This window comes from Synechococcus sp. BA-124 BA4, assembly GCF_034931165.1.
This window is the reverse complement of record NZ_JAYGIA010000074.1, coordinates 1-21761: the sequence shown is the minus strand read 5'-3', so window position 1 is coordinate 21761 and position 21761 is coordinate 1. Positions and strand designations below refer to the sequence as shown.

At 68.9% G+C, this 21761-nt stretch carries 24 protein-coding genes and 1 tRNA gene; 10 read left to right on the top strand and 15 right to left on the bottom strand.

Annotation, left to right across the window (positions count from 1 at the left end):
* Window positions 1-9 precede the first annotated feature (9 nt).
* From VB734_RS09705 to VB734_RS09690, 4 genes are read right to left on the bottom strand one after another with little or no spacing between them, the layout of a single operon-like run.
* Window positions 10-1719, bottom strand: a complete 1710-nt coding sequence (locus tag VB734_RS09705; protein WP_323243320.1) for an ATP-dependent DNA helicase — start codon at window positions 1717-1719, stop codon at window positions 10-12.
* Window positions 1716-5594, bottom strand: coding sequence for a UvrD-helicase domain-containing protein (locus tag VB734_RS09700; protein WP_322781406.1), 3879 nt, complete (start codon window positions 5592-5594; stop codon window positions 1716-1718). The genes VB734_RS09705 and VB734_RS09700 overlap by 4 nt, the downstream gene beginning before the upstream one ends.
* Window positions 5591-8923, bottom strand: coding sequence for an exodeoxyribonuclease V subunit gamma (locus VB734_RS09695; protein WP_197165096.1), 3333 nt, complete (start codon window positions 8921-8923; stop codon window positions 5591-5593). Before VB734_RS09695 ends, VB734_RS09700 begins: the two co-directional genes overlap by 4 nt.
* 30 nt (window positions 8924-8953) lie before the next feature.
* Complete coding sequence (locus tag VB734_RS09690) at window positions 8954-9634, bottom strand: metallophosphoesterase (protein ID WP_197165094.1); 681 nt, start codon at window positions 9632-9634, stop codon at window positions 8954-8956.
* A 160-nt stretch (window positions 9635-9794) separates the two neighbouring features.
* Here VB734_RS09690 and VB734_RS09685 point away from each other — a divergent pair, with 160 nt between their 5' ends.
* Together VB734_RS09685 and VB734_RS09680 are read left to right on the top strand one after the other, a co-directional pair.
* Window positions 9795-10136: a hypothetical protein gene (locus VB734_RS09685; RefSeq protein WP_197165092.1), complete on the top strand. Its 342-nt coding sequence runs from the start codon at window positions 9795-9797 to the stop codon at window positions 10134-10136.
* Window positions 10137-10248: 112 nt separating this feature from the next.
* Window positions 10249-10440, top strand: a complete 192-nt coding sequence (locus tag VB734_RS09680; RefSeq protein WP_197165090.1) for a hypothetical protein — start codon at window positions 10249-10251, stop codon at window positions 10438-10440.
* Between the two features lie 5 nt (window positions 10441-10445).
* On the opposite strand, the gene VB734_RS09675 is transcribed toward VB734_RS09680, so the two are convergent.
* Window positions 10446-10784, bottom strand: coding sequence for an MgPME-cyclase complex family protein (locus tag VB734_RS09675; RefSeq protein ID WP_197165088.1), 339 nt, complete (start codon window positions 10782-10784; stop codon window positions 10446-10448).
* Window positions 10781-11530 carry a pyridoxine 5'-phosphate synthase gene (locus VB734_RS09670; RefSeq protein ID WP_197165073.1) on the bottom strand — a complete coding sequence of 250 codons (750 nt, stop codon included), beginning with the start codon at window positions 11528-11530 and terminating at the stop codon, window positions 10781-10783. Before VB734_RS09670 ends, VB734_RS09675 begins: the two co-directional genes overlap by 4 nt.
* Window positions 11531-11679: 149 nt before the next feature.
* On the opposite strand from VB734_RS09670, the gene VB734_RS09665 reads away from it, so the two are divergent.
* Genes VB734_RS09665 through grxD form a run of 4 tightly spaced genes read left to right on the top strand, consistent with a single transcriptional unit; the run spans window position 11680 to window position 13682 of the window.
* Window positions 11680-12447 carry a 1-acyl-sn-glycerol-3-phosphate acyltransferase gene (locus VB734_RS09665; protein ID WP_322781407.1) on the top strand — a complete coding sequence of 256 codons (768 nt, stop codon included), beginning with the start codon at window positions 11680-11682 and terminating at the stop codon, window positions 12445-12447.
* A 29-nt stretch (window positions 12448-12476) separates the two neighbouring features.
* The gene (locus VB734_RS09660) at window positions 12477-13013 is read left to right on the top strand and encodes a hypothetical protein (protein WP_370594604.1); all 537 of its coding nucleotides are present in this window, start codon (window positions 12477-12479) and stop codon (window positions 13011-13013) included.
* Between the two features lie 55 nt (window positions 13014-13068).
* A complete protein-coding gene (locus VB734_RS09655; protein ID WP_006170541.1) occupies window positions 13069-13311 on the top strand; it encodes a BolA family protein in 243 nt (80 codons plus the stop codon).
* 47 nt (window positions 13312-13358) lie between these two features.
* Window positions 13359-13682: a Grx4 family monothiol glutaredoxin gene (gene grxD, locus VB734_RS09650; protein WP_197165069.1), complete on the top strand. Its 324-nt coding sequence runs from the start codon at window positions 13359-13361 to the stop codon at window positions 13680-13682.
* Window positions 13683-13745: 63 nt separating this feature from the next.
* Here the strand turns inward: grxD and VB734_RS09645 are convergent, their stop codons facing one another.
* On the bottom strand, window positions 13746-14012 hold the full coding sequence (locus tag VB734_RS09645; protein WP_197165067.1) for a DUF6761 family protein: 267 nt from the start codon (window positions 14010-14012) through the stop codon (window positions 13746-13748).
* A gap of 175 nt (window positions 14013-14187) precedes the next feature.
* On the opposite strand from VB734_RS09645, the gene VB734_RS09640 reads away from it, so the two are divergent.
* Window positions 14188-14925: a response regulator transcription factor gene (locus tag VB734_RS09640; RefSeq protein WP_197166996.1), complete on the top strand. Its 738-nt coding sequence runs from the start codon at window positions 14188-14190 to the stop codon at window positions 14923-14925.
* A 13-nt stretch (window positions 14926-14938) separates the two neighbouring features.
* Here the strand turns inward: VB734_RS09640 and VB734_RS09635 are convergent, their stop codons facing one another.
* The 6 genes from VB734_RS09635 to VB734_RS09610 all read right to left on the bottom strand — a co-directional run bounded on the left by VB734_RS09635 (window position 14939) and on the right by VB734_RS09610 (window position 19527).
* On the bottom strand, window positions 14939-15508 hold the full coding sequence (locus VB734_RS09635; RefSeq protein WP_197165065.1) for a hypothetical protein: 570 nt from the start codon (window positions 15506-15508) through the stop codon (window positions 14939-14941).
* Window positions 15509-15515: 7 nt separating this feature from the next.
* Window positions 15516-15776 (bottom strand): hypothetical protein, encoded by a 261-nt coding sequence (locus tag VB734_RS09630; protein ID WP_322781408.1) that lies wholly within the window; start codon window positions 15774-15776, stop codon window positions 15516-15518.
* An 83-nt stretch (window positions 15777-15859) separates the two neighbouring features.
* Complete coding sequence (gene crtH, locus VB734_RS09625) at window positions 15860-17425, bottom strand: carotenoid isomerase (RefSeq protein ID WP_197165063.1); 1566 nt, start codon at window positions 17423-17425, stop codon at window positions 15860-15862.
* A 28-nt stretch (window positions 17426-17453) separates the two neighbouring features.
* Window positions 17454-18815 carry an FADH(2)-oxidizing methylenetetrahydrofolate--tRNA-(uracil(54)-C(5))-methyltransferase TrmFO gene (gene trmFO, locus VB734_RS09620; RefSeq protein ID WP_197165061.1) on the bottom strand — a complete coding sequence of 454 codons (1362 nt, stop codon included), beginning with the start codon at window positions 18813-18815 and terminating at the stop codon, window positions 17454-17456.
* Entirely contained in the window at window positions 18815-18937 is a 123-nt protein-coding gene (locus VB734_RS09615; protein WP_094555684.1) for a photosystem II protein Y, read from the bottom strand. Before VB734_RS09615 ends, trmFO begins: the two co-directional genes overlap by 1 nt.
* 86 nt (window positions 18938-19023) lie before the next feature.
* Window positions 19024-19527 carry a gamma carbonic anhydrase family protein gene (locus VB734_RS09610; protein WP_197165059.1) on the bottom strand — a complete coding sequence of 168 codons (504 nt, stop codon included), beginning with the start codon at window positions 19525-19527 and terminating at the stop codon, window positions 19024-19026.
* A 119-nt stretch (window positions 19528-19646) separates the two neighbouring features.
* Here VB734_RS09610 and VB734_RS09605 point away from each other — a divergent pair.
* A tRNA-Lys gene (locus tag VB734_RS09605) sits at window positions 19647-19718 on the top strand.
* A 60-nt stretch (window positions 19719-19778) separates the two neighbouring features.
* Here the strand turns inward: VB734_RS09605 and VB734_RS09600 are convergent.
* A complete protein-coding gene (locus VB734_RS09600) occupies window positions 19779-20210 on the bottom strand; it encodes a hypothetical protein (protein ID WP_197164996.1) in 432 nt (143 codons plus the stop codon).
* 60 nt (window positions 20211-20270) lie between these two features.
* Here VB734_RS09600 and VB734_RS09595 point away from each other — a divergent pair, with 60 nt between their 5' ends.
* Window positions 20271-20507, top strand: a complete 237-nt coding sequence (locus tag VB734_RS09595; protein ID WP_197164994.1) for a hypothetical protein — start codon at window positions 20271-20273, stop codon at window positions 20505-20507.
* A gap of 282 nt (window positions 20508-20789) precedes the next feature.
* On the top strand, window positions 20790-20948 hold the full coding sequence (locus VB734_RS09590; RefSeq protein ID WP_197164992.1) for a hypothetical protein: 159 nt from the start codon (window positions 20790-20792) through the stop codon (window positions 20946-20948).
* 59 nt (window positions 20949-21007) lie between these two features.
* Here the strand turns inward: VB734_RS09590 and VB734_RS09585 are convergent, their stop codons facing one another.
* Window positions 21008-21292, bottom strand: coding sequence for a hypothetical protein (locus tag VB734_RS09585; protein WP_197164990.1), 285 nt, complete (start codon window positions 21290-21292; stop codon window positions 21008-21010).
* Window positions 21293-21761 lie beyond the last annotated feature (469 nt).

Sequence of the window (21761 nt, the reverse complement as noted above, 5' to 3'; positions counted from 1 at the left end):
CGGCTGCCCTCAGGCGGGCAGCCAGCCCTGGCCTTCGGGGGTGATCAGCACCGCCTGCCGCCGGGCCCGCGTCAGCGCTGTGTATAGGAGGCTCCGGTCCCAGCGGCCCTCCCCTTCCGGCACCAGGACCAGCACCTGCTGGTACTGACTGCCCTGCGACTTGTGGATCGTGATCGCGAAGGCCGCGTCGGCGCCTGCCATCCGGCTGGGATGAACCAGGCGGATGGCAGGCGCCGACGCGCTGGTGCCTTCCTTGCCGGCTACGCCCGGTTCCTGGCTTCCCCAGAACAGCAGCTGGCGCTGGCCCTCCCGCACCACCACCACCCCCACATCGCCATTGGCAAGCCCCAGCTCCGGCAGGTTGCGCTGACAGAGCACCGGAGTGCCGGCTGGCCAGCCCGCCGGTCCCCGGCTCCAGTCGGCACCCAGCAGCCGCTGGTTCAGCGCCTCCACCCCCCAGCGGCCGCGGCGGGTGGGGGCCAGCGCCACACAGCGCTCCAGCTCCTCCAGCAGCTCCCGGGTCACCACCTCAGAATCCTCACTCCAGCTGGCGGCCAGACGGGCCAGCTGCACCTGGTGGGCTCTGAGCCGCTCCAGCACCCCGTCGGGCAGCCGACCGGCCGCGCAGCGCCACCAGCTGAGATTGTCCGACGAGCTGAGCCGGTTCAGATCCTGCAGAAACCCGGGGACGTCACCACACCGCAACCGTCCGGCCGCCAGGGCCAGGGCTCCGTCATTGCGGTAGGTGGTGATCAGCTCGATCGCTGAATCGCCCATGGCTTGGCGTCTGGCCGGCGCCTGCAGTTCCTGCAGCACCGCCCCGGGTCCCACCGGGGCCAGCTGATCCGGGTCTCCCACCAGCACCAGCTGGGCCTGGGCGGGCATGGCCTCCAGCAGGGCGGCCATCAGGGGAAGGTCCAGCATCGACACTTCATCCACCACAAGAAGATCCAGGGCCAGGGGGTGCTCGCGATTGCGCCCGTATCCCTCTCCGCGGCTCTCCAGCAGGCGATGCAGGGTGGTGCAGGGGCTGGCCGACAGCTGGGCGGCCAGAGCTGGCGGCAGGGTGCCTGCTCCAGCGGCGATGGCCTGGCGCAGTCGTGCGGCGGCCTTGCCGGTGGGTGCGGCCAGGTGCAGCCTCAGGCCGGGGCGTTCCTCCAGAACCGCCGCGAGCATCTGCACGATCGTGCTGGTTTTGCCGGTGCCGGGACCGCCTCCGAGCAACACCAGGCCCTGGCTGAGCAGGGCGACCACCGCCGCCTGCTGACGGGGATCCAGCCGACCCCGTTGCTGGGCCCGCTGCGCGGCGGTCTGCAGGCAGGCGCGGCTCAGGGGCGGCTGCACGCTGGCGGTGGCCCGCCGCTCCAGTTCGGCCATCGTGGCTTCCAGCAGCAGCAGCCAGCGACGCCAGCCCACCCCCCGGTCGCCGAGCATCAGCGGCGGCGGTGATTCGTCGTCAGGCAGCCCAGGCTGCTCCGGGACCTGGATCCAGCCGCAGCGGACCAGGGCCTGGCGGTGACCCTCAGGCCACTGCTCCACGCTGACGATGCCCTCGGGAGCCGGCCCCTCGAAGGGGAGGTGCAGCTCGCCGCGCACCAGGGCCGCACTCAGGGCCCCGATCAGCTCGGTCAGCAACGGATCAGTCCTGATCCCGTACAGCCTGGGCAGGGCTTCGGCCAGGGCGGGCCCCAGGGGAGTGATGGGGGACTGTGAGGTCATCGCTGGCCTTCCCGCAGCAGGGCATCGAGGGCTTCGAGCCGGCCCAGAGGGGCCGGTTCCACGAACATTCCCGGCACCGACAGCTCCGCCATCGTCAGGCCCGGAGGCGGGCTGATCGCCCCGGGGACCCCGCGCAGAAAGATGTACACGAAGCCGCCGAGATCGCGCAGGGGGTTGTAGCCCGGCAGGCGCCAGCCCAGGTAGCGGTGCAGGGCCACCAGGTAGAGGTGCGCCTGCAGGGGGTAATGGTGGCTCTCCATCACGGCGGCCATCCCCGCCCGTCCGTAGTCGAGGGGTCCGCAGGCGACCGGCAGACCCTGGAGGTCGCGTTGTCCCAGCCAGTTGCTTTTCCAGTCGGCCACCCACCAGCGCTCCTGCCCGTCGGCCCCCGGGGCGGTGAAGACCAGATCGATCGAGCCGGTGAGGAAGCCGCGACTGGCCACGGTCAGCTCCGCCAGCCGCTCGGCGTAGGCCGTGGTGAAGGTCCCCTCGGGGTGCCGGCTGAACACCTCGGCCAACCCCCGGGCCCGCACCAGGGCACGCCCTGCTGAGGCGTCAGCGTCCGTGGCCAGAGGCAGATCGAAGGGCATCTCGCGCAGTTGCCGCCCAGGATCCAGCTGGGCCAGGCACACCTCCCCCAGCGCCCCTCCCATCGGCGTGCGACGCAGCCGCTCGAGGAACTGCAGCGTGGCCGGAGCGTGCTCCAGATCCAGTCCAGCCCGCTCCAGCTCCCGATCCACCAGCTCCCGGTGGATCGGCTCGTCACCAGGCAGGCGGTGATCGACCCTCTCCAGGATGCGGTGCAGACAATCACCCGCGGCGGCACCGCGGGGAAACATCGCCAGAGGCCCATTCCGGGCCTCCCCGATTTCCGGCCCCCACTCGGGGCTGACGGGGTCCGCGGCCCGGGAGCCTGGGTCGCCCTCATCGCTGGCGGTGCGCTCGAAGCCATCGGTCTCGCGGCCCTCCTCGATCGCTTCCGGTGCCAGTGGACCTCCATGGGCCCCCTGGGTCCAGCTGGAGTAGCTGCTGCGCCCCCAGCCCGTGAGCAGCGACCAGCGGGGCACTGGGCCGGTGCGCAGATCTCCGGCCTCCGCCGGCGCATGCCAGCGCGCCGAGGCCGGCTGCTCGGGATCGCCGCTGATCAGGGTGATCGGCAGCGCGCTCCGCTGGATCTCTCCCTCGAGATGCTCGAGCCACTGCTGATCGGAGCGGTCGGTGTAGAGGTCCGTGTCGGGCTCGAGGGGCTGAAGGGGCAGGTCGCTGAAGAGCCATGGCATCAGCGGGTTGGAGGCCTGGCCCAGGGCCGGTCCGAAGCCGAGCACCAGCAGGTCCCTGGCTCGGGTGAGGGCCACATAGGCCAGCCGTTCCCGCTCCGCCGCCAGGGCAGCCTGCTCCTGCTCGGCGGCCTGCTGGCCAGGCCCCCAGCGCTGATCGAGATGCACATCGAGCTGGGGGCCGCCGGCGTGCTGCGGGGTCCAGCGGCGTCCAAGGCCCCGGCTCCCCCGGCGGTTGGCGCTGCCCACGCCCTGCCAGAAGTAGGGACAGATCACCACGGGAAATTCCAGTCCCTTGCTGCGGTGAACCGTCACGACCCCCACCGCGGAGCTGACCGCATCGCTGTGGGGCTGCTGGTTCTCCGGCACGGTCTCGGGGGGGTGCAGCCGCCGCCGTCGCAACCAGTCGGCGCTGGCGGCCGCCCCGAGCCGCTGCTGGTGCAGCCGCTCCTGCACCAGCTCCGCGCACTGCTGCAGGTCGGCCAGCCAGCGACCCTGCAGAGAGAGCCGGGCCAGCTCCTCACTGCGCAGCAGTCGTCCCAGGGTGGCCAGCAGTCCGTCGTCGGGCAGACGCTCAGCCAGGCGGGCCAGCTGGCTGGAGAGGCGATCCCACTCCTGGCTGCCGGCGGCCGCCAGCTGCTGTGGACTCCAGCCCAGCAGGGGGGAGGCGGCCAGCAGCCGCAGGCGTGGGCCGCTGCCGGGTTCCGCCAGGGCATCGAGCAATCTCTGAAGCAGGGCGGCTCCCTCACCGGCGAACACATCCCCCTGGCTGATCAGGCGGCTGGGGAGCCCACGGCGCTCCAGGGCCTGCCGCAGGTCTTCGGCCTGCTGGTGGCGGTCCACCAGCAGGCAGAGGTCGGAGGGCTGCAGGGCCCGGGTTCCCTCCCCTGCACCCATCCGCCATCCCCGCCGCAGCAGATCCAGCACCAGGGCCGCCACCCGGTCACTCGCCCGTTTCTCCAGCTCGCCGCGCCCGGGGGGGGCCTCTCCGGCGGCGCGATCGCTCCCCAGCCAGAGCAGCTGCAGGGGCTGTTGCCCCGCCGGCAGGATCAGGGACTCGTCCTCATCCCGGCGGGCGGCCCGCAGCGGCTTCACGGGCAGCTCCGAGCGGGGCAGGCCCGGGGCCATCAGCTCGTTGAGGGCATCCAGCAGGGGAGCCGAGGAGCGGAAGTTGCGCGCGAGCCGGTGACGGGCCGCGGCAGTCCTGCCGGCGGTCCGGTAGGTGTCGAGATCGCCTCCCCGGAACCGGTAGATGGCTTGCTTGGGATCTCCCACCAGCACCAGCAGGTGCCGGGGCTGGGCACCAGTGGTTGCGAAGGCCCGATGCAGGATCCGCCATTGCAGGGGATCGGTGTCCTGGAACTCATCGATCAGCACTGCCTCATAGCGCTGGGAGAGGGCCTCGATCAGGCCAGGTCGCCGGCCGCCGTCGCCACCGGGATCGAGGCCCACGAGCAGGTCGCCGTAGCTCATGCGCCCGCCCCGTTGCCGCCGCAGCGCCAGCTCCGCCCGGGCCCAGTGGCAGAAATGGCTGAGCACCGCCTCGGCGGGACCATCCACCAGGGCCGCCGCCGCTTCCAGCAACCGCGGCTGGGGCAGGGTCGCTTGAGGACCATCCAGCGCCGCCGCCTGGCTGATCGGCCCCGGGTGGAAGTAGTCGGGAATCCAGCTGGTTTTCTCCTCCAGCAGCTCGGCGTAGGAGCCCGGGCAGGGCTGGTCCTCCAGCCAGGCGGCCAGCAGCTGGGTGCGTTTGTGGCGGGGTTTGGCGCTGTAGGGCCCCTTGCTGCTGAGGCCGGCCTGCCTGCGCGCCGCCGCCGCCGCGCAGACCGCCTGCTCCAGTGCCTCCCCCTGCCGGTCCCAGAGGGCCTGAAACCGCTGCCAGTCGGCCTCCCACTGGGCGAGCCACTGTCCGGCCAGGGGGCGCTCGGGGTCCCAGCCCGGCGGCAGCTCCGGGCTGGCCAGGGTCGGATCCCCGTCCAGCTTGGCCAGCAGACTTTGAAGGGCTTCGATCTGGACCCCCTTGCGGATCAGTCCCCGCAGGGCGTGGGCCGGCAGGGGCAGCACCTGTTGCTGCCAGTAGTCGTGCACCACCTGCTCCTGCAGCAGCGACCCGTCGTTCTCCAGCTCCACCTCAGGGGCCAGAGCCGCCTCCAGGGCCTGACGCTGCAGGCTGCGATGGCAGAACCCGTGGATGGTGGTGATGTCCGCGGCGTCGAGTTCCTCGAGAGCCAGCAGCAGCTGGGCCCGCAGCCGCTCGCGGTGCGGGGGGGGGATGCTCCCCAGCCACTCCTTCAGCTCCTGATCCAGCCCCTCGTGCCCGGCAGGATCAGAGGTCTGCAGCAGCTGCTGGGCCTGCTGCAGCCGCCGGCCGATCCGGTCCCTGAGCTCGGCGGCGGCGGCCTTGGTGAAGGTGACCACCAGCAGCGCCCGCAGCGACAGCTCCCGCTCGCCCACCAGCCGCAGCACCAGATGGGCGAGGGTGAAGGTCTTGCCGGTGCCGGCACTGGCCTCGATCAGATGCACCCCTGGATCCAGGGGCAGGTCATTGGCCGCCAGCTCCAGGGCCGCCACGTCAGCCTCGGTTCCGGCGCTGCTCATGGCTTCAGCTGCTGCTCCAGCAGCGGTTCATGCAGGGCCATGGCCAGGGTCGAGAACGCTCCGAAATCACCCCGGAGGAGGGAGTCAGCCGGGCAGTCCCGGCCGAAGCAGAGGGCCATCACCTCCTGTTGCCGCTCGCCATCGGTCCAGGGGGGAGATCCCTCCCAGCTCTGCATCGCCTTGGCGGGGCCCTCTCCAGGGCGGTTGTGCTCGGCCTGGGCATAGGCCCAGCCGGTGTCCGGAGGCACCGGCCAGCAGCGGTGGCGATGGCTCTGGCGCCAGCTGAGCAACTGCTGCAGCAGTTCAGCTGAAGCCTCGGCTCCGACCCCCCGCAAGCGCTGCACCACCACGAAACGATCCTTCTCGCGGGCGATCAGGAGGGCCTGCCGCGGGGCCTGGCCGCTGGCACCCGCCAGCAGCAGCCGCAGCCAGAGATCGAGCCGGCGGGGGGTGCGGGCCCGGGCCGTGTGCACCAGCACCAGCAGATCGTCACGCCAGTCAAGCTCAGCCTCCAGGACCTGGCTCGGATCTGTGTCCTGCCGCTCCGGCCACCGCTGCCGGCGACGGTGGGGTTCCCCCAGCGACTCCAGGAGTCGCTGCAGCGAAGACCAGCGCTGGCTGAGGGCGCTGCTCTCCAGCTCCCCCGCCGTGAGGGGTGGGGCCAGGCCGCGGCCGCGCCACAGCCGCAGCCAGTCGGGCGGATCAGGGTCATGGCCGCCGCGGGCCAGCTGATCGCGCAGCAGCCGGGAGCGGCGCAGCTCATCGAGGCTGAGGGCTTCGAGGTCGTCCACCGGGTCGGCCCATTCCCGCGGCCGCAGCCCCAGCTGCTGAAGCCAGCTGTCCTGGGGAGCCATCAGCCAGTGGCGCAGGTCCTCGAAGGAATCGGTGCCGGGGGGGCCTTCCGGCCCGGTCGTCCCGTTGACCGCCTCTGATCCGGGTGCCCGCCTCCGGGCCAGGGGCTCCAACGGCTGTGCCGCCATGGCCGGATCCTCGAGGAGCTGGCGGGCCCGGCGCAGGCGCTGGTCACAGCTCGGTGGCGGCCGGTGACCTGCCGGCAGGAAATTGCGGCGATCGAGCGGGTTGACGGCATGGTCCACCACCAGCCCCTCGAAGCCTTCGGCGCCGAGCTCGGCGCGCAGCTGATCCAGCCACTGGCGCACCGGGGCCGGCGGTGGCAGTGGATCCCCCTTGCGCTCGTCCCGGCTGCTCCAGCTGATCAGCAGGTGATCTCGGGCCGAGAGCAGCGCCTCCAGCAGCACATAGCGGTCCTGGTCGGCCGGATCCGGGTCCCCCAGCAGGCGCTGATGCTCCATGGGATGGAAGCTGGGTCGCTGGCGCCGGCGGGGGAACACCTCCGCGTCGAGGCCCATCAGCACGATCACCCGGTAGGGGATGGCCCGCATCGGCTCGAGAGCGCTGATCGTCAGGGCGCCGCTGCGGTGGCCGAAGCGGCCGCTGTCGGCGGCCAGCCGCTCCTGCAGCACCGCTGCCACCACCGTGGCCGGGATCGTCAGGGTGCAGCCGGCGGCCCCGACCGTCCACTCAGCGATGGCCTGGTGGATCGTTGTCAGCTCCCAGGCCCTCTCGCCGCCGTCACCGAAGAGGTCCTCGAGCAGGGCCCTGAGACAGGGGCCCCACGCCTCGGCGCGGCGGCTGTGGCGCAGCTCCGCCAAGGCCCGCCTGAGGCGGCTGAGCAGCAGGATCCAGCGTCCCTGGCTCTCTGGGGTGCCGGCCAGGGGGTGGGGCGCGCAGTCGCCGATGGCCAGTCCGGGCCGGTCGGGGAGCACCAGGCCCAGCAGCAGCCGATCGATCGCCCAGCTGAGGCTGTGCTGCTCGACGCCGCCCCGCTCGTTCGCGTCCAGTCCCCAGCGAAAGCCGCTGGCCTGCAGTGCCCTGGTGATGGCGGCAGCCTCCCCGGGCTCCAGCTGATGGTGCTCCTGGAGAGCCGCGCTCTGGAGCAGGCCCTCCAGGCCCGAGGCCGTCAGGCGTTCTCCAGCCAGCCGCAGCACCTGCAGCAGCGACTGGGCGATGCCGGTGTCATCGAGCTGGCTGCGGTCCGTGAGCCGCCAGGGCAGCTCAACACCAGTGGCCTCGCTGTCCGAGAACACCGAGGCCAGCAGGGGCGCCAGCTGGTCCACCTGGGGAGTCATCACCAGGATGTGGCGCGGCTCGAGGCTGGGGTCAGCAGCCAGCAGTTGCAGCAGGCGGTCACGCACGATCTGCACCTGCCGCAGCCGGCCCGGACAGGGGTGGAACTCCAGGGAGTGGTCCTCCCCGGAGCGCTTCAGGGGAGAGGCAGCGTCCGGCTGGGCCAGTTGCTCCTGGAGCTGCTCCAGCAGGCTGGGGCTGCGCTGGGCGGCGGCCGCCGCCGTGGCGGGCAGCAGGAACAGGTCCCTCTCCCGTGCGCTGCCGAGCCCCGCCTCGCCGGTGCCCTCCAGCAGCTGCTGGAATTCACCCCCCAGGCGGCCGAAGCGGGCCTCGAGACCCGGGGTCTGCAGCATCCAGTCGAGGCCGAAGGGCTGCTCAAGGGCCAGCGCATCCTGGAGATCGCGGCGGCGCTCGACGCAGCGCTGCCAGAGGTCGGCGCAGGGGGTGAGCAGGTAGAGGTCTACGGGCAGCGTCAGGGCGAGGGCCTGGAGCAGCTGCACCTGCACCGGCGGGGCGCTGCTGAGGCCGAACAGGCGCAGGGGGGACGGGATCCCTTCGACGCTGATCCGGCCCTCGCGCAGGTGCTCGATCAGGTCCAGGGCTCTGAGCCCGAAGGGCTTCTCACCCAGCCGGTCCCGCAGGCGCTGAACCAGCAGGGGCTGCCAGGCCAGGGAGTCAGGCAGGGGATTTCCGCGGCTGTCGCCACTGCCGCCCTGCCACCACGCCTGCGTCAGGGCGGGCCTGTAGAGGCTGAGGTCATCGAGCCCATCGGCGATGGCGCGGGCCAGTTGCCAGAGGGGGACGTCCAGTTCGCCCCCGTCGTCGCGCTGCTCCAGCCAGCGCCGCAGCGGCGCGGCTTCCGGGGCCTCCACCAGCTGCGGCAGCAACTCCAGCACGGGCCAGACCAGGTCGCCCGCCCGCCAGGGGTCGCTCCCCTCGGCGCTCTCACCCAGGAGCTGCCCGACCATGGCGCGCAGCTGGCTTCCGGGAAAGGGGAAGCGGATGTTGGCGGCGATGCCCCCCAGCTCCAGAGCCAGCTGCTCCCCGAGCCAGCGGCTGGTGGGCCAGGTGTTCACCACCACCGACACCGTCTCGAAGGGATCCGGGGGGGCAAGAAGCAGATGCTGGCCCAGCAGCTGAGCCAGCAGGTCGGCCCGGTTGCTGCGATACACCGTCAGCATCGGATCGCCATGATCAGGACGAGGTCGCCGTCAGCGGGAGCCGGCCACTGCCCTGGACGAACGGCCCTGGCCCGCGGCCGGCAGCTGTGCCTCGATGCTGCGCAGGCCTGGCACGCTGATCAGATCGCCGGTTTCCGGGCAGTAGGCGCTGAGCCGTCCGCCGTAGCAGGCGCCGGTGTCGATCTTGACGATGCCGTTGGCACTGCGCTCCACCCGATCCACGGGGGTGTGGCCAATGATCACGTCCCCGAAGCGGCCGTCGTATCGACTCCAGAAGGGATGACGGATCGAGAGGTCGGGCAGCCAGCTGCCGGGATCGAAGCCGGCATGGGTGGCCACCCAGCCCTTGCCCCAGTAGGCCAGGGGAAGGCTCTCCAGCCTTTCGCGCCAGAGGCGGCACTGACGGCTGCCCAGCTGCCGGTAGGTGTCGGAGCCCGCCAGGGCCGGATCGCTGATATCCCGTTGCCTGCGGAGGGCCATGAGCAGGTTCTGCTCGTGGTTGCCCCGCAACCAGACCGCCCGTCCCTGCTCCACCAGGTCCCAGGCCAGGAGCATGGTTCGCTCGATCTGGGGCCCTCGATTGATCAGATCACCGCAGAAGATCAGTCGGCCGCTGACGGGCAGTCGGCTGATCAGGTCCTGGAGAGCGGAGGCGCAGCCATGGACGTCACCGATCACCCAGTGATGAAGGGACTGCGGTGGGGACGCCATGCAACAGGTGCGCCGAAGAGGAACTGCGCTGGATCCAGTGTGACCTCTGATCTCCACTTCTGTCAGCCCGTTCTCTCAGCCGGAGGGCGATCGGCGCCGGCAACGAGCCTTCGTTGGCCATCTGCAGCTGGTACGGTCCGGATCATGCCGCTGGGGTCCGATGAATCCTGCTTCCTTGCCGGTGTCCCAGAGAGTGCAGGCGCTGGTGAAGGCCCTGAACGGGGCGAAACGCACCAATGAAGCGCTGGCCCGCTGCCGTGACGGTGAGGCGATGGTCGAGGTGCTGGTGGACGCCTCGCGCAAGCTCGGTCTGGGGCTCAGCCGCGAGGATCTGCTGGCGACGCCACCGATTCGCGACTGGATCTGGTGGAAGAACAAGGAAGCCCTGCTCACCATCGGCGACAACCTTCCCCGTTACCAGCAGGACGGGGGGCAGGGGCGCGCGCCCAGGGCAGGCGAGGGGGAACCGGAACCACGGCGCCGTTTCCTCGGTCTGTTCTGAGCCGCCGATGATCCGCGCGACAGGAGGGGGACGCGATCGGGGACACATCCAGCGGATCTCTCTAGAAAATCCTTGGATTTCATGTCGCTCAGGTCACCTTCAAGCTGAGAGCATGAACCGATCCCGACGTCAGCACGTCAACACCTTGATCACCACGGATCTCCACTGGCAGACGAATGGAGAGCTGCATCCCGATGATGTCGCACGTCTGAGGGAGCGGCTGCTCGCTGATGCCGCCCTCAATCCGGTCCAGCTGCAGTTGCTGGATGGCTGGATGGTCACCAAGCAGAAGCAGCCGGCCTGAGCGGCTCAGCCGGCCTGCTGGGCCAGGGGGTCCGCAATCGTGGAGCTGGGGGCTTCAAAGCTGCCTTTGGCCACGAATTCCAGACGCAGCTTGAGGAAATCGATGAATTTGGGGTCGGTGGAGACCACCGCGGCCGCGGGATCGGGAACCGTGGCGGCCACGGCCGACAATTCGGGGGCGCGCAGAAAGGCCGGGCGCCTGAGCAGCCAGAAATCGATCGGCTTGCCCACTTCGCCATAGTTGCGCACCCGCTCTCGCAGCACCTCCTCCAGGGGTTCCTCGTCCGTCAGGAATCGCTCACTGGCGGCGATGAAGTGATAGGTGGTGGTCGGGGAGGCGCTCATGGGGTGCTGCCGCTGAACAGGGGATCGCGGCGTGGATTCTGAATCAGGGCGCGCATCTCCCTCACCGCGTTCTGCAATCCCACCGCCAGGGCCCTGGCCACGATCGTGTGGCCGATGTTCAGCTCCTCCATCCCCTCGATCGCGGCGATCGGCTCCACGTTCTGATAGGTGAGCCCGTGGCCGGCATTGACCCGCAACCCGAGGGAGCGGGCCACGAAGCAGCCTTCTTCGAGCCGCGCCAGTTCCCGCGGCTGCTCAGCCCAGTCGGCTTCGGCGTAGGCGCCGGTGTGCAGCTCCACCCAGCGGGCGCCGCTGGCACGGCTGGCCTCCAGCTGGGTGACCTCCGGATCCACGAACAGGCTCACGGGAATGCCGGAGCCCTGCAGCCGGCCCACCAGGGCCTGGAGCGTGCCGAGCTGGCTCTCCACGTCGAGTCCGCCTTCGGTGGTGACCTCCCGGCGATGTTCCGGCACCAGGGTCACCATGTCCGGGCGGATCCGCAGGGCGATCGCCTCCATCTCAGGTGTGGCCGCCATCTCCAGGTTGAGTCGGCTGCGCACCGTGGCCCGCAGCAACTCCACGTCGCGCTCCTGGATGTGGCGCCTGTCTTCGCGCAGATGCACCGTGATTCCATCGGCGCCTCCCAGCTCCGCCAGCAGCGCCAGGGTGACCGGATCCGGTTCCCGGGCCCGGCGCGCCTGGCGCACGTTGGCGATGTGATCGATGTTCACGCCAAGGCTGGCCATGGTCGGCGGATGCGCTCGATGGAGCCTGATCCTATGGATCGGCTCCGGCCCTCCAGGGGGCGTCATCGGGCCGCTCGCAACCGCAGAGGCAACTGCCCGCGCTCGGAAACGAAGCCCGGCGGCCCCCTCTAGTTTGCTGCGATTGGCGGATGCGGCTTCTGGTGACAGCCGAGACGACGGACGTGATCGAGGGACCACCGAGGACCGGGCCGAAGCTCCGCTCCAGCCTGGCGGCCCGGGAGAGCCGCGTCTGCAGCGGCATCAGTCCCGTGTTGTCCCCGCTGGCGATGCTGGTGACCCAGGACCTGGCCCTGCCGGGGTTCTTCAGCTCGATCGAGGTGCTGGGATCCGAGCACCTGCCCCTGGCGGGTCCGGTGCTGCTGGCCCCCACCCATCGGGCCCGCTGGGACGCCCTGCTCCTGCCTTACGCCGCCGGCCGCCGGATCAGTGGCCGCGATTGCCGCTTCATGGTCACCGTCACGGAGATGAGGGGGATCCAGGGCTGGTTTCTCGACCGTCTGGGGTGCTTCCCGATCGACCAGGGACGGCCGGGCACCAGCTCTCTTCGGTACGCCGTCGACCTGCTGGCCGCTTCGGAGCAGTTGGTGGTGTTCCCCGAGGGACGGATCCGCCGCCAGGATGAACCGATCCGCTTGCAGCAGGGTCTGGGACGACTGGCGGTCCTGGCCGCCAGTCAGGGGGTGGCTGTGCAGGTGGTCCCGGTGGGGATCGGCTACAGCCAGGCGTCCCCGGGCTGCAGGAGCCGGGCTGCCCTGGCCTTTGCCCCTGCCCTGGCGGTGGAGGGGGATGGCGGACGCGCCGCGGTCCATGCCCTGAACGATCGGCTGGCGGCGGCGATGCAATCAGCTGAAGAAGCGGCCCGCAGCGCTGTGGGGCGTCCCTTCGCTTCCCCGTAGAGTCCGACGAACTTTCGGTGTTGTCTTCCGTGCGCCGGCCCTCCGTTGCCCTCGGGCTTGCCCTGGCGGCAACCCTGTTCCCCCTAGCCCCGATCCTGCCCATTCAGGCCCAGGGTGAGCCCCCAAAGGTGCTCGAGGGTTCGGCGGGCACTTTCAACCTCCAGGCCGTCAGGGATCTCCTCAGCCGGGGTGATGCAGCCGTGGCCCGTGGCGATCTGGCCTCCGCCCGCAAGGACTACGACCAGGCCAGGGATGCCAGCCTGAAGCTGCTCGGCTTCTATCGCGATCTGAGCGGCTCCTTCCGTGGCCTCGATGCGCGCATTCCCCGCGAGATGGACCAGAAGGGCCGTGAGTCGCTTGAGCTGCTGGCCCAGTCCAACCTGCGTCTGGCGGCCCTGCTGCGCCGCCAGAACCAGCCGGAGGTGGCCGTGCCCCTTCTGGTGGAGGTGGTGAAGGTGATGACTCCGACCCGCGAGGAAGGGCGTCGCGCCTACCAGACCCTGGTGGAACTCGGCTTCGCCACGATCCCTTACACCGCCGTGAGCGACGCTCCGGCCACTCCGTAAGGCAGCTGGGCGCTCCGGCTTCTAGATTCCATTTCGTGTGGATGGATTCCCGGTCATGGTGCAATCGGAGCAGGTGAAGGAAGCGATCTGCGCCAGCCTCCCTGATGCCGAGGTGGAGGTCGAGGATCTCACCGGTGGTGGCGACCATCTCCAGGTGAAAGTGGTGTCCTCCGCCTTCGCCGGTCTTTCGAGGATCAAGCAGCACCAGCTCGTTTACGCCGCCCTGCGCCGGGAACTGGCCAGCGAGGCCATCCACGCTCTGGCGCTGCAGACCACAACACCCGTCGGGGTGGGTTGATCCTTCCGCTCCTCCTCACTCTTCCCATCTTTTCATCCCTGGCATCCATGGACAGCTCCGTCAAGCAACGCATCGACAGCCTCCTGAGCAGCAGCCCGATCGTGGTGTTCATGAAGGGCTCGAAGCTGATGCCCCAATGCGGGTTCTCCAACAACGTGGTTCAGATCCTCAACTCCCTGGGCCTGCCGTTCGAAACCTTCGATGTGCTCTCCGATCAGGAGATCCGCCAGGGCATCAAGGAGTATTCGGACTGGCCCACCATTCCTCAGGTGTATGTCAACGGTGAGTTCATCGGCGGGTCCGACATCCTGATCGAGATGTACAACTCCGGAGAGCTTCGCGAAACGCTCACCGTGGCCCTGGCCAGCTAGGAATTCTCCCCGGGCACCCGGCATCGATCCGCTGTCGCCGGCCCAGAGAGCAGCTGCGACCGTTCAGTTGCGGCTGTTCTCGAACAGGGTGCTGAGGTTGCCGTCGGGGCCGATGAAGCTGGAAGGGTCCATGATCCAGCGGTCGATCAGGTCTTCGAGGCGGCGCTGATCCAGAGGTTGCAGCACGGAACTGCGGCGCAGGGCGTGCAGATAGCCATCGGCGTAGAGCCTGAGTTCGGACGGGCTGTGGTAGCGGCTGGCCAGGTCCTGGCAGGCGTCACAGATCGACTGAAAGTGACGAATGGCGTCCGGATTCTGCAGCGCGGTCATGGGGGCACAGGCTGTCTGGGCGGGGGTGGCATCGATAGATACCGACTGCTCCCGGGGTGTATCGGGTAGCCTAGGGACTCACCCGTGGCCGCGTGTGGAGCTCACACCAAAGCCGGATTCCAGTGATCCCACTCCCGTCAAGCTGACGCTGGAGCCGCGTACCGGTGGGTCAGCGATGCTCAAGCGTGTCCTGGTTGTCGACCCCCATCCAACCCTGCGCACGGTTCTCGCCCAGAGGCTGCGTCAGGACGGTTACCTGGCTGCCGCTGTCGCCACCGCTTCCGAAGCCCTTCAGCTCTGCGACGACCAGACCCCCGATCTGCTGGTGAGCGCCGAACTGCTTGAAGAGAGCACCGCCCTGCGCCTGGCGGCCCATCTGCGCTGCCCGGTGATGGTGCTCACGGCCCGCAGCGGCGCTGATCCTGTGGTGTCTCTTCTCGATGCCGGTGCCGACGATGTGCTGCGCAAGCCCTTCGGTCTGGAGGAGCTGGCGGCCCGCTGCCGCAGCCTGCTGCGCCGCAGCGGCAGCGGCCTGCAGGAGCGCGTCTGCGTCGGTCCGCTGGAAGTGCACCTGCTGCTGCGCCAGGTGACCCTGCGCGATCAACCCGTGGAGCTCAGTCCAAGGGAATTCGCTTTGCTCTGTGCCCTGCTGATGCCTCCGGGCATGGTGCGCAGCCGCCAGGAGCTGCTGCGCATGGCCTGGCCCCCGTTCAGCGGCGGACCCCGCTCCGTCGACACCCAGGTGCTCACCCTGCGCCGCAAGCTCGAGCTGGCCGGTCTTGGCGAAGGAGGTGGCATCGAAACCGTGCGCCAGCAGGGCTACCGCTTCAGCCTCGAAACCCTCCCGGAAGCCTCTGAACCCTCGCTCAGCCCGGCCGGTGGGGTGCGAACCCAGGCTGCCGGAGCCAGCTGACGTCCTGCTCGCTTCAGACCGGACTGGGGACAGAGGTCATGGTCAGGGTGGTGATCACCACCAGCTCCCCCACCAGCATGGCCAGTGAGAGACCGGCCAGAGCCCAGTAGGTCCAGGCTGGGGAGATCCTGCCCACGGCCGAGAGATCCAGACCGCTGGTGCGTTGCACCTGCAGCAGGAAGGCGGGGAAGCGGTCCACCCGCTGGGGCAGCAGCAGGCGGCGGCCATCGCGGCAGCGCAGGTAATGGACCCGCCCTCCCTGGCTCGTGGCCAGGCTGGTCAAAGACTCCAGCTGACTCCAGGGCAGCTGCCACCCCCGGCGCAGCAGCCAGGCGCACCAGGGAGGATGGCCGACCGTGATGCCGTCGCGATCAAGCCTGACCCGCTCGCTGAGCAGAGCGACCATCAGCATGAAGCCCAGCGGCAGGGCGGCCGTGACCAACGGCCGCAACGGTGGTGTGGCCAGCAGCGGCAGGGGCAGCACCAGGGCGAGATACAGCCCCAGCAGGGTGAAGCGAATCAGCGGAGCCACCGGGTAGGTCTGGGGCTGATGCGGGGGCTCTCCTGGCGGGTTGGAGACCATGGAGGGATCAGCTGTGGCCGAACAGTTCGGCTTCGCGGCCCCGCCAGAAGGTTCCCAGACGCATCAGGTCGTTGTGGGCGTCCTGCACCCGGCGCAGGTATTCATCGGCACCGAGGGACTCCTTCTCTTCCCTGAGCCGGCTCATGCGCAGCTGCAGCATCAGCCAGGGCTTGCTGAGAGCGTCGTTCTGCTCCAGGTAGCGGGCCAGATCCTCGTGGTTGGGGGTGGGGACGGGGCCCATGACGACATCGACATCAATGGCGCTCACCCTATGGAGCGGGCCTGAGGGGGCGCGAGCGTGGCGGGGTCGGGTTTCCGGCTCAGCCGGCGTTACGGGCCCTTCAGGACGGCTCACGCCGGCAGGGCCCAGGGGTTGAGGCCCAGATCGGCACCCACCCGGTGGGCGCAGGCGAAGCCACTGAACGCCACTGCGTTCAGCCCCTGGCCGGGAAAGCAGGAATCACCCACCAGATAGAGCCCGGGGATCCCGCTGCGGTTGAAGGGCATCGGCAGCAGCCCCGGCAGGCGCAGGGCCGGCACCGGTCCATAGCTGCCCTGGTGACGCCCGAGGAAGCGCCGGTGGCTGCGGGGAGTGCCCACTTCCCGATGGCTGATCGCTGCCCCCAGGCCGGGCAGGATCTGCTCGAGCCGGAGGATCAGGCGATCGGCTGCCGCCTGTTTCTGCGTCCGGTAGTCGCTGGGGGAGAGCCCCTGCCAGGCCTCCAGGTTCGAGGGAGTGAAGGCATGGACGATGTGCTTCCCCTGCGGTGCCAGCGCCGGATCGAGCAGGGTTGGAATCGAGACGAAGATCGTGCCCTGCTCCGCCTCCATCGCGCTCCAGTCCTCCAGCAGCAGGTGGTGGCAGTGGCTGCCTGCGGGGATCACCTCAGCGTTCACTCCCAGATGCAGGGACAGGAACGAGGGCGAGGCCTTGTAACGCCGCCGCCAGGTGTGCTCGGCGGCCGGCACCTGGGCCTCCTCCACCAGCCCGCCGAAGGTGTCCCAGCGGGTGGCGTTGGAGATCACCCGTCGGGCCCGGATCGTTTCACCACCCGCCAGCTCCACCCCCACGGCTTTGCCGCCCTCGATCAGCACACGGGTGACCCGGGAGCGGTAGCGGATCGCGCCGCCGTGTCGCTCCAGACCCCTCACCAGATGGCGCGCAATCGAGCCCACCCCGCCGCGGGGGTAGTTGATCCCGCCGGCATGACGGTCGGAGAAGACCATGCCGGCATTGATCATCGGCGTTCGGTCCGCTGGCATCACCGACCAGCAGAAGCACTCCATGTCGATGAATTTCAGCAGCGCCGGATCCCTGATGTGCCGGCGGGCCACATCGCCCACATTCACCGGCAGCCAGCGGGCCAGGCCGAGGCAGGCCAGCGGTGCGCGCACAAACACCTTCGCCAGGTAGGCCGGATCCTCGAGTGAGAGCAGCGGCATCGCGTCGAGACAGCGGAAGACGCTCCAGCAGGTGTCGTAGAAGCGGCGGATGCCGGCCGCTTCATGGGGGAAGCAGGCCGAGAGCCGCTCGATGAAGGTGTCGTAGTCGCGATCCACCGCCACGGTCAGACCGCCGGGGAGGTGGTACTCGAGCTGGGCCGGGTCGGGGATGGTTTCCTGTCGTTCGCCCACGTCGGCCAGGGCGCGGGTGAGCAGGTTGGTGTGACCCTTCTCGCCGAAGCCGAAGATCATCGAGGCGCCCACGTCGAAGGTGTAGCCCTGGCGCTCGAAACTGCCGCCACTGCCGCCGGGGATCAGGTAGCGCTCCAGCACCAGCACCTTCGCCCCCTTGGCGGCCAGCTGGGTGGCCGTCACCAGGCCGCCGATTCCGGAGCCGATCACGAGCGCGTCCCAGCCATGGGGATCGGCTCCGCTGGTGGTGGCCGAGCTGTCGGGGCTGGAGAGGACGCTCACGGGGGTGGGCCGGCTGGCAGGCTCGACCCTAGGCAAAGGTCAGCTCAGCACTGCGAACTGAGGGCCTGAACGGGTCCAGATCGGCCAGGGAGCGATCGCGGTAGGCGCCGTAGCGGGCCCGCTTCTCCCGCACCCGCACGTTCAGCTCGGGCATTAGACCGAAGTTGGGGGGCATCGGCTGGAACCTTGCGCTGGGAGCTTCGGCGATGAAGTGGGTGAGGGCTCCGATCATGGTGGTGGGCGGCAGGTCAATCGGACTCTGGCCATGGGCGAGGCGGGCGGCGTTGGTGCCCGCCAGCCAGCCGCCGGCCACAGCGGCGGCATACCCCTCGGTGCCGGTGATCTGCCCTGCTGCCAGCAGACTGGGCCGCTGCCTGAACTGCAGGGTGGGATCCAGCAGCTGCGGGGCCTCGAGGAAGGTGTTGCGATGCATCACCCCGAAGCGCACGAACTCGGCGTTCTCCAGGCCTGGGATCAGCCGCAGCACACGTTGCTGCTCCCCCCATTTCAGGTTGGTCTGGAAGCCCACCAGGTTCCAAAGGCGTCCGTCGCGGTCTTCCTGGCGCAGCTGCACCACGGCATGGGCCCGTCTGGCGCGGCGCACGTCGCGGTCGTGGAGGTCGCCCCAGCGCGGATCCCAGAGGCCGATGGGTTTGAGCGGTCCGTAGCGCATGGTGTCGTCGCCGCGACGGGCCAGCTCCTCGATCGGCAGGCAGCCCTCGAAGAAGCTGGCGCGTTCCTGATCGAAATCCTTGAGTTCGGCCTGCTCGGCTGTCAGCAGGGCCTGCCGGAAGCGGTCGTACTGCTCCCGGTTCATGGGGCAGTTGATGTAGTCGGCGTCGCCCTTGTCGTAGCGGCTGGCGCGGAAGGCCACCTCCATGTCGATGCTCTCGCCCGCCACGATCGGGCTGGCCGCGTCGAAGAAATGGCAGTCGTCGCGGCCGGTGAAACGGCGCAGATCCTCGGCCAGGGAGTCACTGGTGAGGGGGCCGGTGGCCAGCACGGTGATCTCCCCTGGTTCGGGCAGCCGCAGCTGCTCGGTCCGTTCCACCTGGATCAGGGGATGGGTTTCAAGGGTGCGGGTGAGATCAGCGCTGAAGCGGCCGCGATCCACCGCCAGGGCGCCGCCGGCCGGAACCGCATGGCCGTCGGCTGTGCTGATCACGAGTGAACCCAGCCGACGGAGCTCCTCCTGCAGCAGCCCGGCGGCCCGATCACTGGAGAGGGCACCGAAACTGTTGCTGCAGACAAGTTCAGCAAATTCGGCGCTGTGGTGAGCGGGAGAGCGCCGCACGGGCCGCATCTCCACCAGCCTCACCGGCAGGCCTGCCTGGGCGATCTGCCAGGCCGCTTCGGTGCCGGCGAGCCCGGCACCGATCACCAGAACCATCAGGCGCGGGACCGCTTGAGCATCAGTTGAAGCTGACCGACAGCCGCACGGCCGATGTTGAACACGGCCCAGGCCACGGCGAGCAGGATCGGGGCGGTAACCAGCAGCAGCCGAGCGTCCATCGAGGGAGAATCATCGTGGAGCGATCTTACGGACATCCGCTGCCGCCCCAGAAGCGCTCCCAGGCGGTTGATCCAAATCGCAGCATTCAGGTCCCGCGGCCGGCATGGGCGGCGGCCAGCTGGCTGTAACGCATGGCGTGCTGGAGCTGTTCGGCGGCCTCGAGCTCGCTCAGGCTGCGCCTGGCCTGCGCCGGGATGCCCGCCACCAGGGTGCGGGCCGGAACGTCTCTGGTCACCACAGCCCCTGCGGCCACCAGGGCCCCTTCCCCGACCCGCACCCCATTGAGAACGATGGCGCCGATGCCGATCAGACAGCCGTCTCCCAGGGTGGCGCCATGGACAACAGCCCGGTGGCCGACGGTGACCCCTGCTCCGATCAGCACCGGTTGGCCTGGATCCCCGTGCAGCACGGCCCCGTCCTGGACGTTGCTGTTGGCTCCGATCTGAATGCTGCAGAGGTCACCCCGGGCCACAGCCATCGGCCAGAGGCTCGCCCCGGCGTCGAGGCTCACATCCCCGATCAGCACCGCTGAGGGGGCCACCCAGGCTTCCGGGTGAACGCTGGGTTCGGGCCAGCTGAAGGAGGACATGGCGGTCTGGGGGAAACCGGGGGATCAGCGCCCCCTGATGACCCGTCCATGCTCCCTTGGAGGAGGTGCCCCCTGGGTGATACGTTCCAGGGGTGCCCGCGAGGGCAGCCCTCCAGGGCGGGTCGCTAGCTCAGCGGTAGAGCACTCGGCTTTTAACCGATTGGTCCTGAGTTCGAATCTCAGGCGACCCATAGTTCACTGATCCGCTCGGCCGTTGTGGCGGGTCTGATCCAGGCGGAGCGATCAGCTGGTCATGGATTGAGGTTCTCCAGTGCGTCGAGCCCCTTGCGCAATAGCTTTTCAGACTGCTCACGCAGCCGTTGCTGATCTGTTTTGCGGACGCAATCCTTGGTCAGGTAGTTGATGTTTCGTGTGGCTGGGTGATAGCCCACTGAGCGCAGTCTGCAGAGTTCGCGCCCAGGCTGGCCGGCTTCTCTCCGGAGCACGTCTCCCTCCAGGCATCGATAGCCACTCGACCCATCACGCCGGCACAGAGCCAGGTTGCGGAAGACCACATCCTTGCCCAGGGCTTTCATGCGGCTGTTGGCAAAGCTGGTGAAGGACACGGGGTCGTAGCTGAAGGGCGCGGCCATGGCGCGGACTCCCAGCAGAAGCCCTGCCAGTCCCAGAGACGAAGCCGTGATCCAGCGGAACCCTTGCCGCGCGATTGCTGGGCTCCCCATGACTGCATGCTCGCTGGAATCTCAACGGTACAGTCGCTGGCTGGATCCATCCCATGGCGCATGGCTGAACCCCTGGCTCAATCGGCCTCCTTGGATGACACCGTGCCGCAACCGCCCGACTGCAGCCACGACGACTGGCGATGGATCCGTGATGCTCTGCGCTATCTGGGCAGGGATCTGCACCGGCGTTCCTATGCCGTCGATTCCCAGCGGCGGGAATTGCTCTGGGCCGAGATGGACGCCTGCCTGCTGCTGGCGGAGCGGATTGGGGCCTCCCTGCCAGATCCAGAACTCTGATCAGCATGATCTTCAGAATCTAGATCCTATGGCTTCATTCAATAATGATGATGAGCTTTTGCCACGGTTCTAGCTCATCTTGCAAGTAACCTACCTTAAGCCTTGATCATCTTCGCGGTTCCTGAGGCCCCTGGTAGGGGATTAAGCCATTGTTCGGCTCCGGATGGTCATGGCTTGTGGGCCCGCCTTTCCTGGTGGCATCTCTGGCGGGGCTCACGCTTTCGATCCCGTATCAGCGGTTGATCTTCTTTGTCAGATAATGCCAGATATCTCCCGCTTGAGTTGTGTCGTCCGACAGAAGGGGCACTTTTTTGTAATATCGGTCGCCATAGTATTCGTGGTGATGCCTTCGGAGGCCTCACCTCTGCCGTGATCGAGAACGCCGTGCAGGACGCGATCGAGGTGGGTCCCAGCGTCGATGCGGTGGTCACGCCGGGGTGAGCCTGCATCAGGCCCTGCCCCACGGCGTGGCCGTATCAGACGTAGCCGAGCCGAGGGGCTCAGACAGAGCCGAAGGCCACCTGACAGGCTGCATTGAGCAGCTCTGCTTCGGCGGAGCTGCTCGGTTCACGGCCATCCAGCAGGCCCCGGTTGCAATCGGCCGAGAGCTGGTAGGTGCTGCCATCGGCGGTGACGGCGAAGCTGACCCCCTGGGAGCCGGAGGGTTGTACCGAGCCGTAGAGCAGCTGGTAATCGGTGTTGGGAACCACGATGTAGGTGCTGTTACTGCTCAGGGCGTTGTCGACAGCGTTGTTGATGACGGCTGCCGTAGCCAGGGAGGCCACCCCCCATGTCGCGGCTCTTGCCCCCCACCATCCCCAGGTGGGAGAGGACCAGCCGCCGTACCAGCCCGCATTCCAAGGCCGTGCCACACCCCAGCCCGGACGAGCCCAGCCGGCGTTCACATTGACATTGTTGATGTTGACACGCCGATTCGTGTCCCAGTTCACGTTTCGGTTGACATTCCGGTTGATATCGCGGTTGATGTTCCGGTTGACATCGCGATTCACAGTCCGGTTGACATCGCGATTGATGTTCCGGTTGACATCGCGGTTGATGGATCTGTTGCTGTCCAGGTTGAGATTCCGGTTGCCGCCACGATTGATGTCACCACGGCCGAGGGAGTTCGAGCCGGATGGCCGCTGGATCGATGGCCGCGCCGAGGGTGACGACACCCTGTTGCTCCAGCCGCCGCTGGGGCGGCTGTTGCCGCGGTTCAGGCTGCCGCCGCCTCCGCTCAGGCCTGTGCGGGCT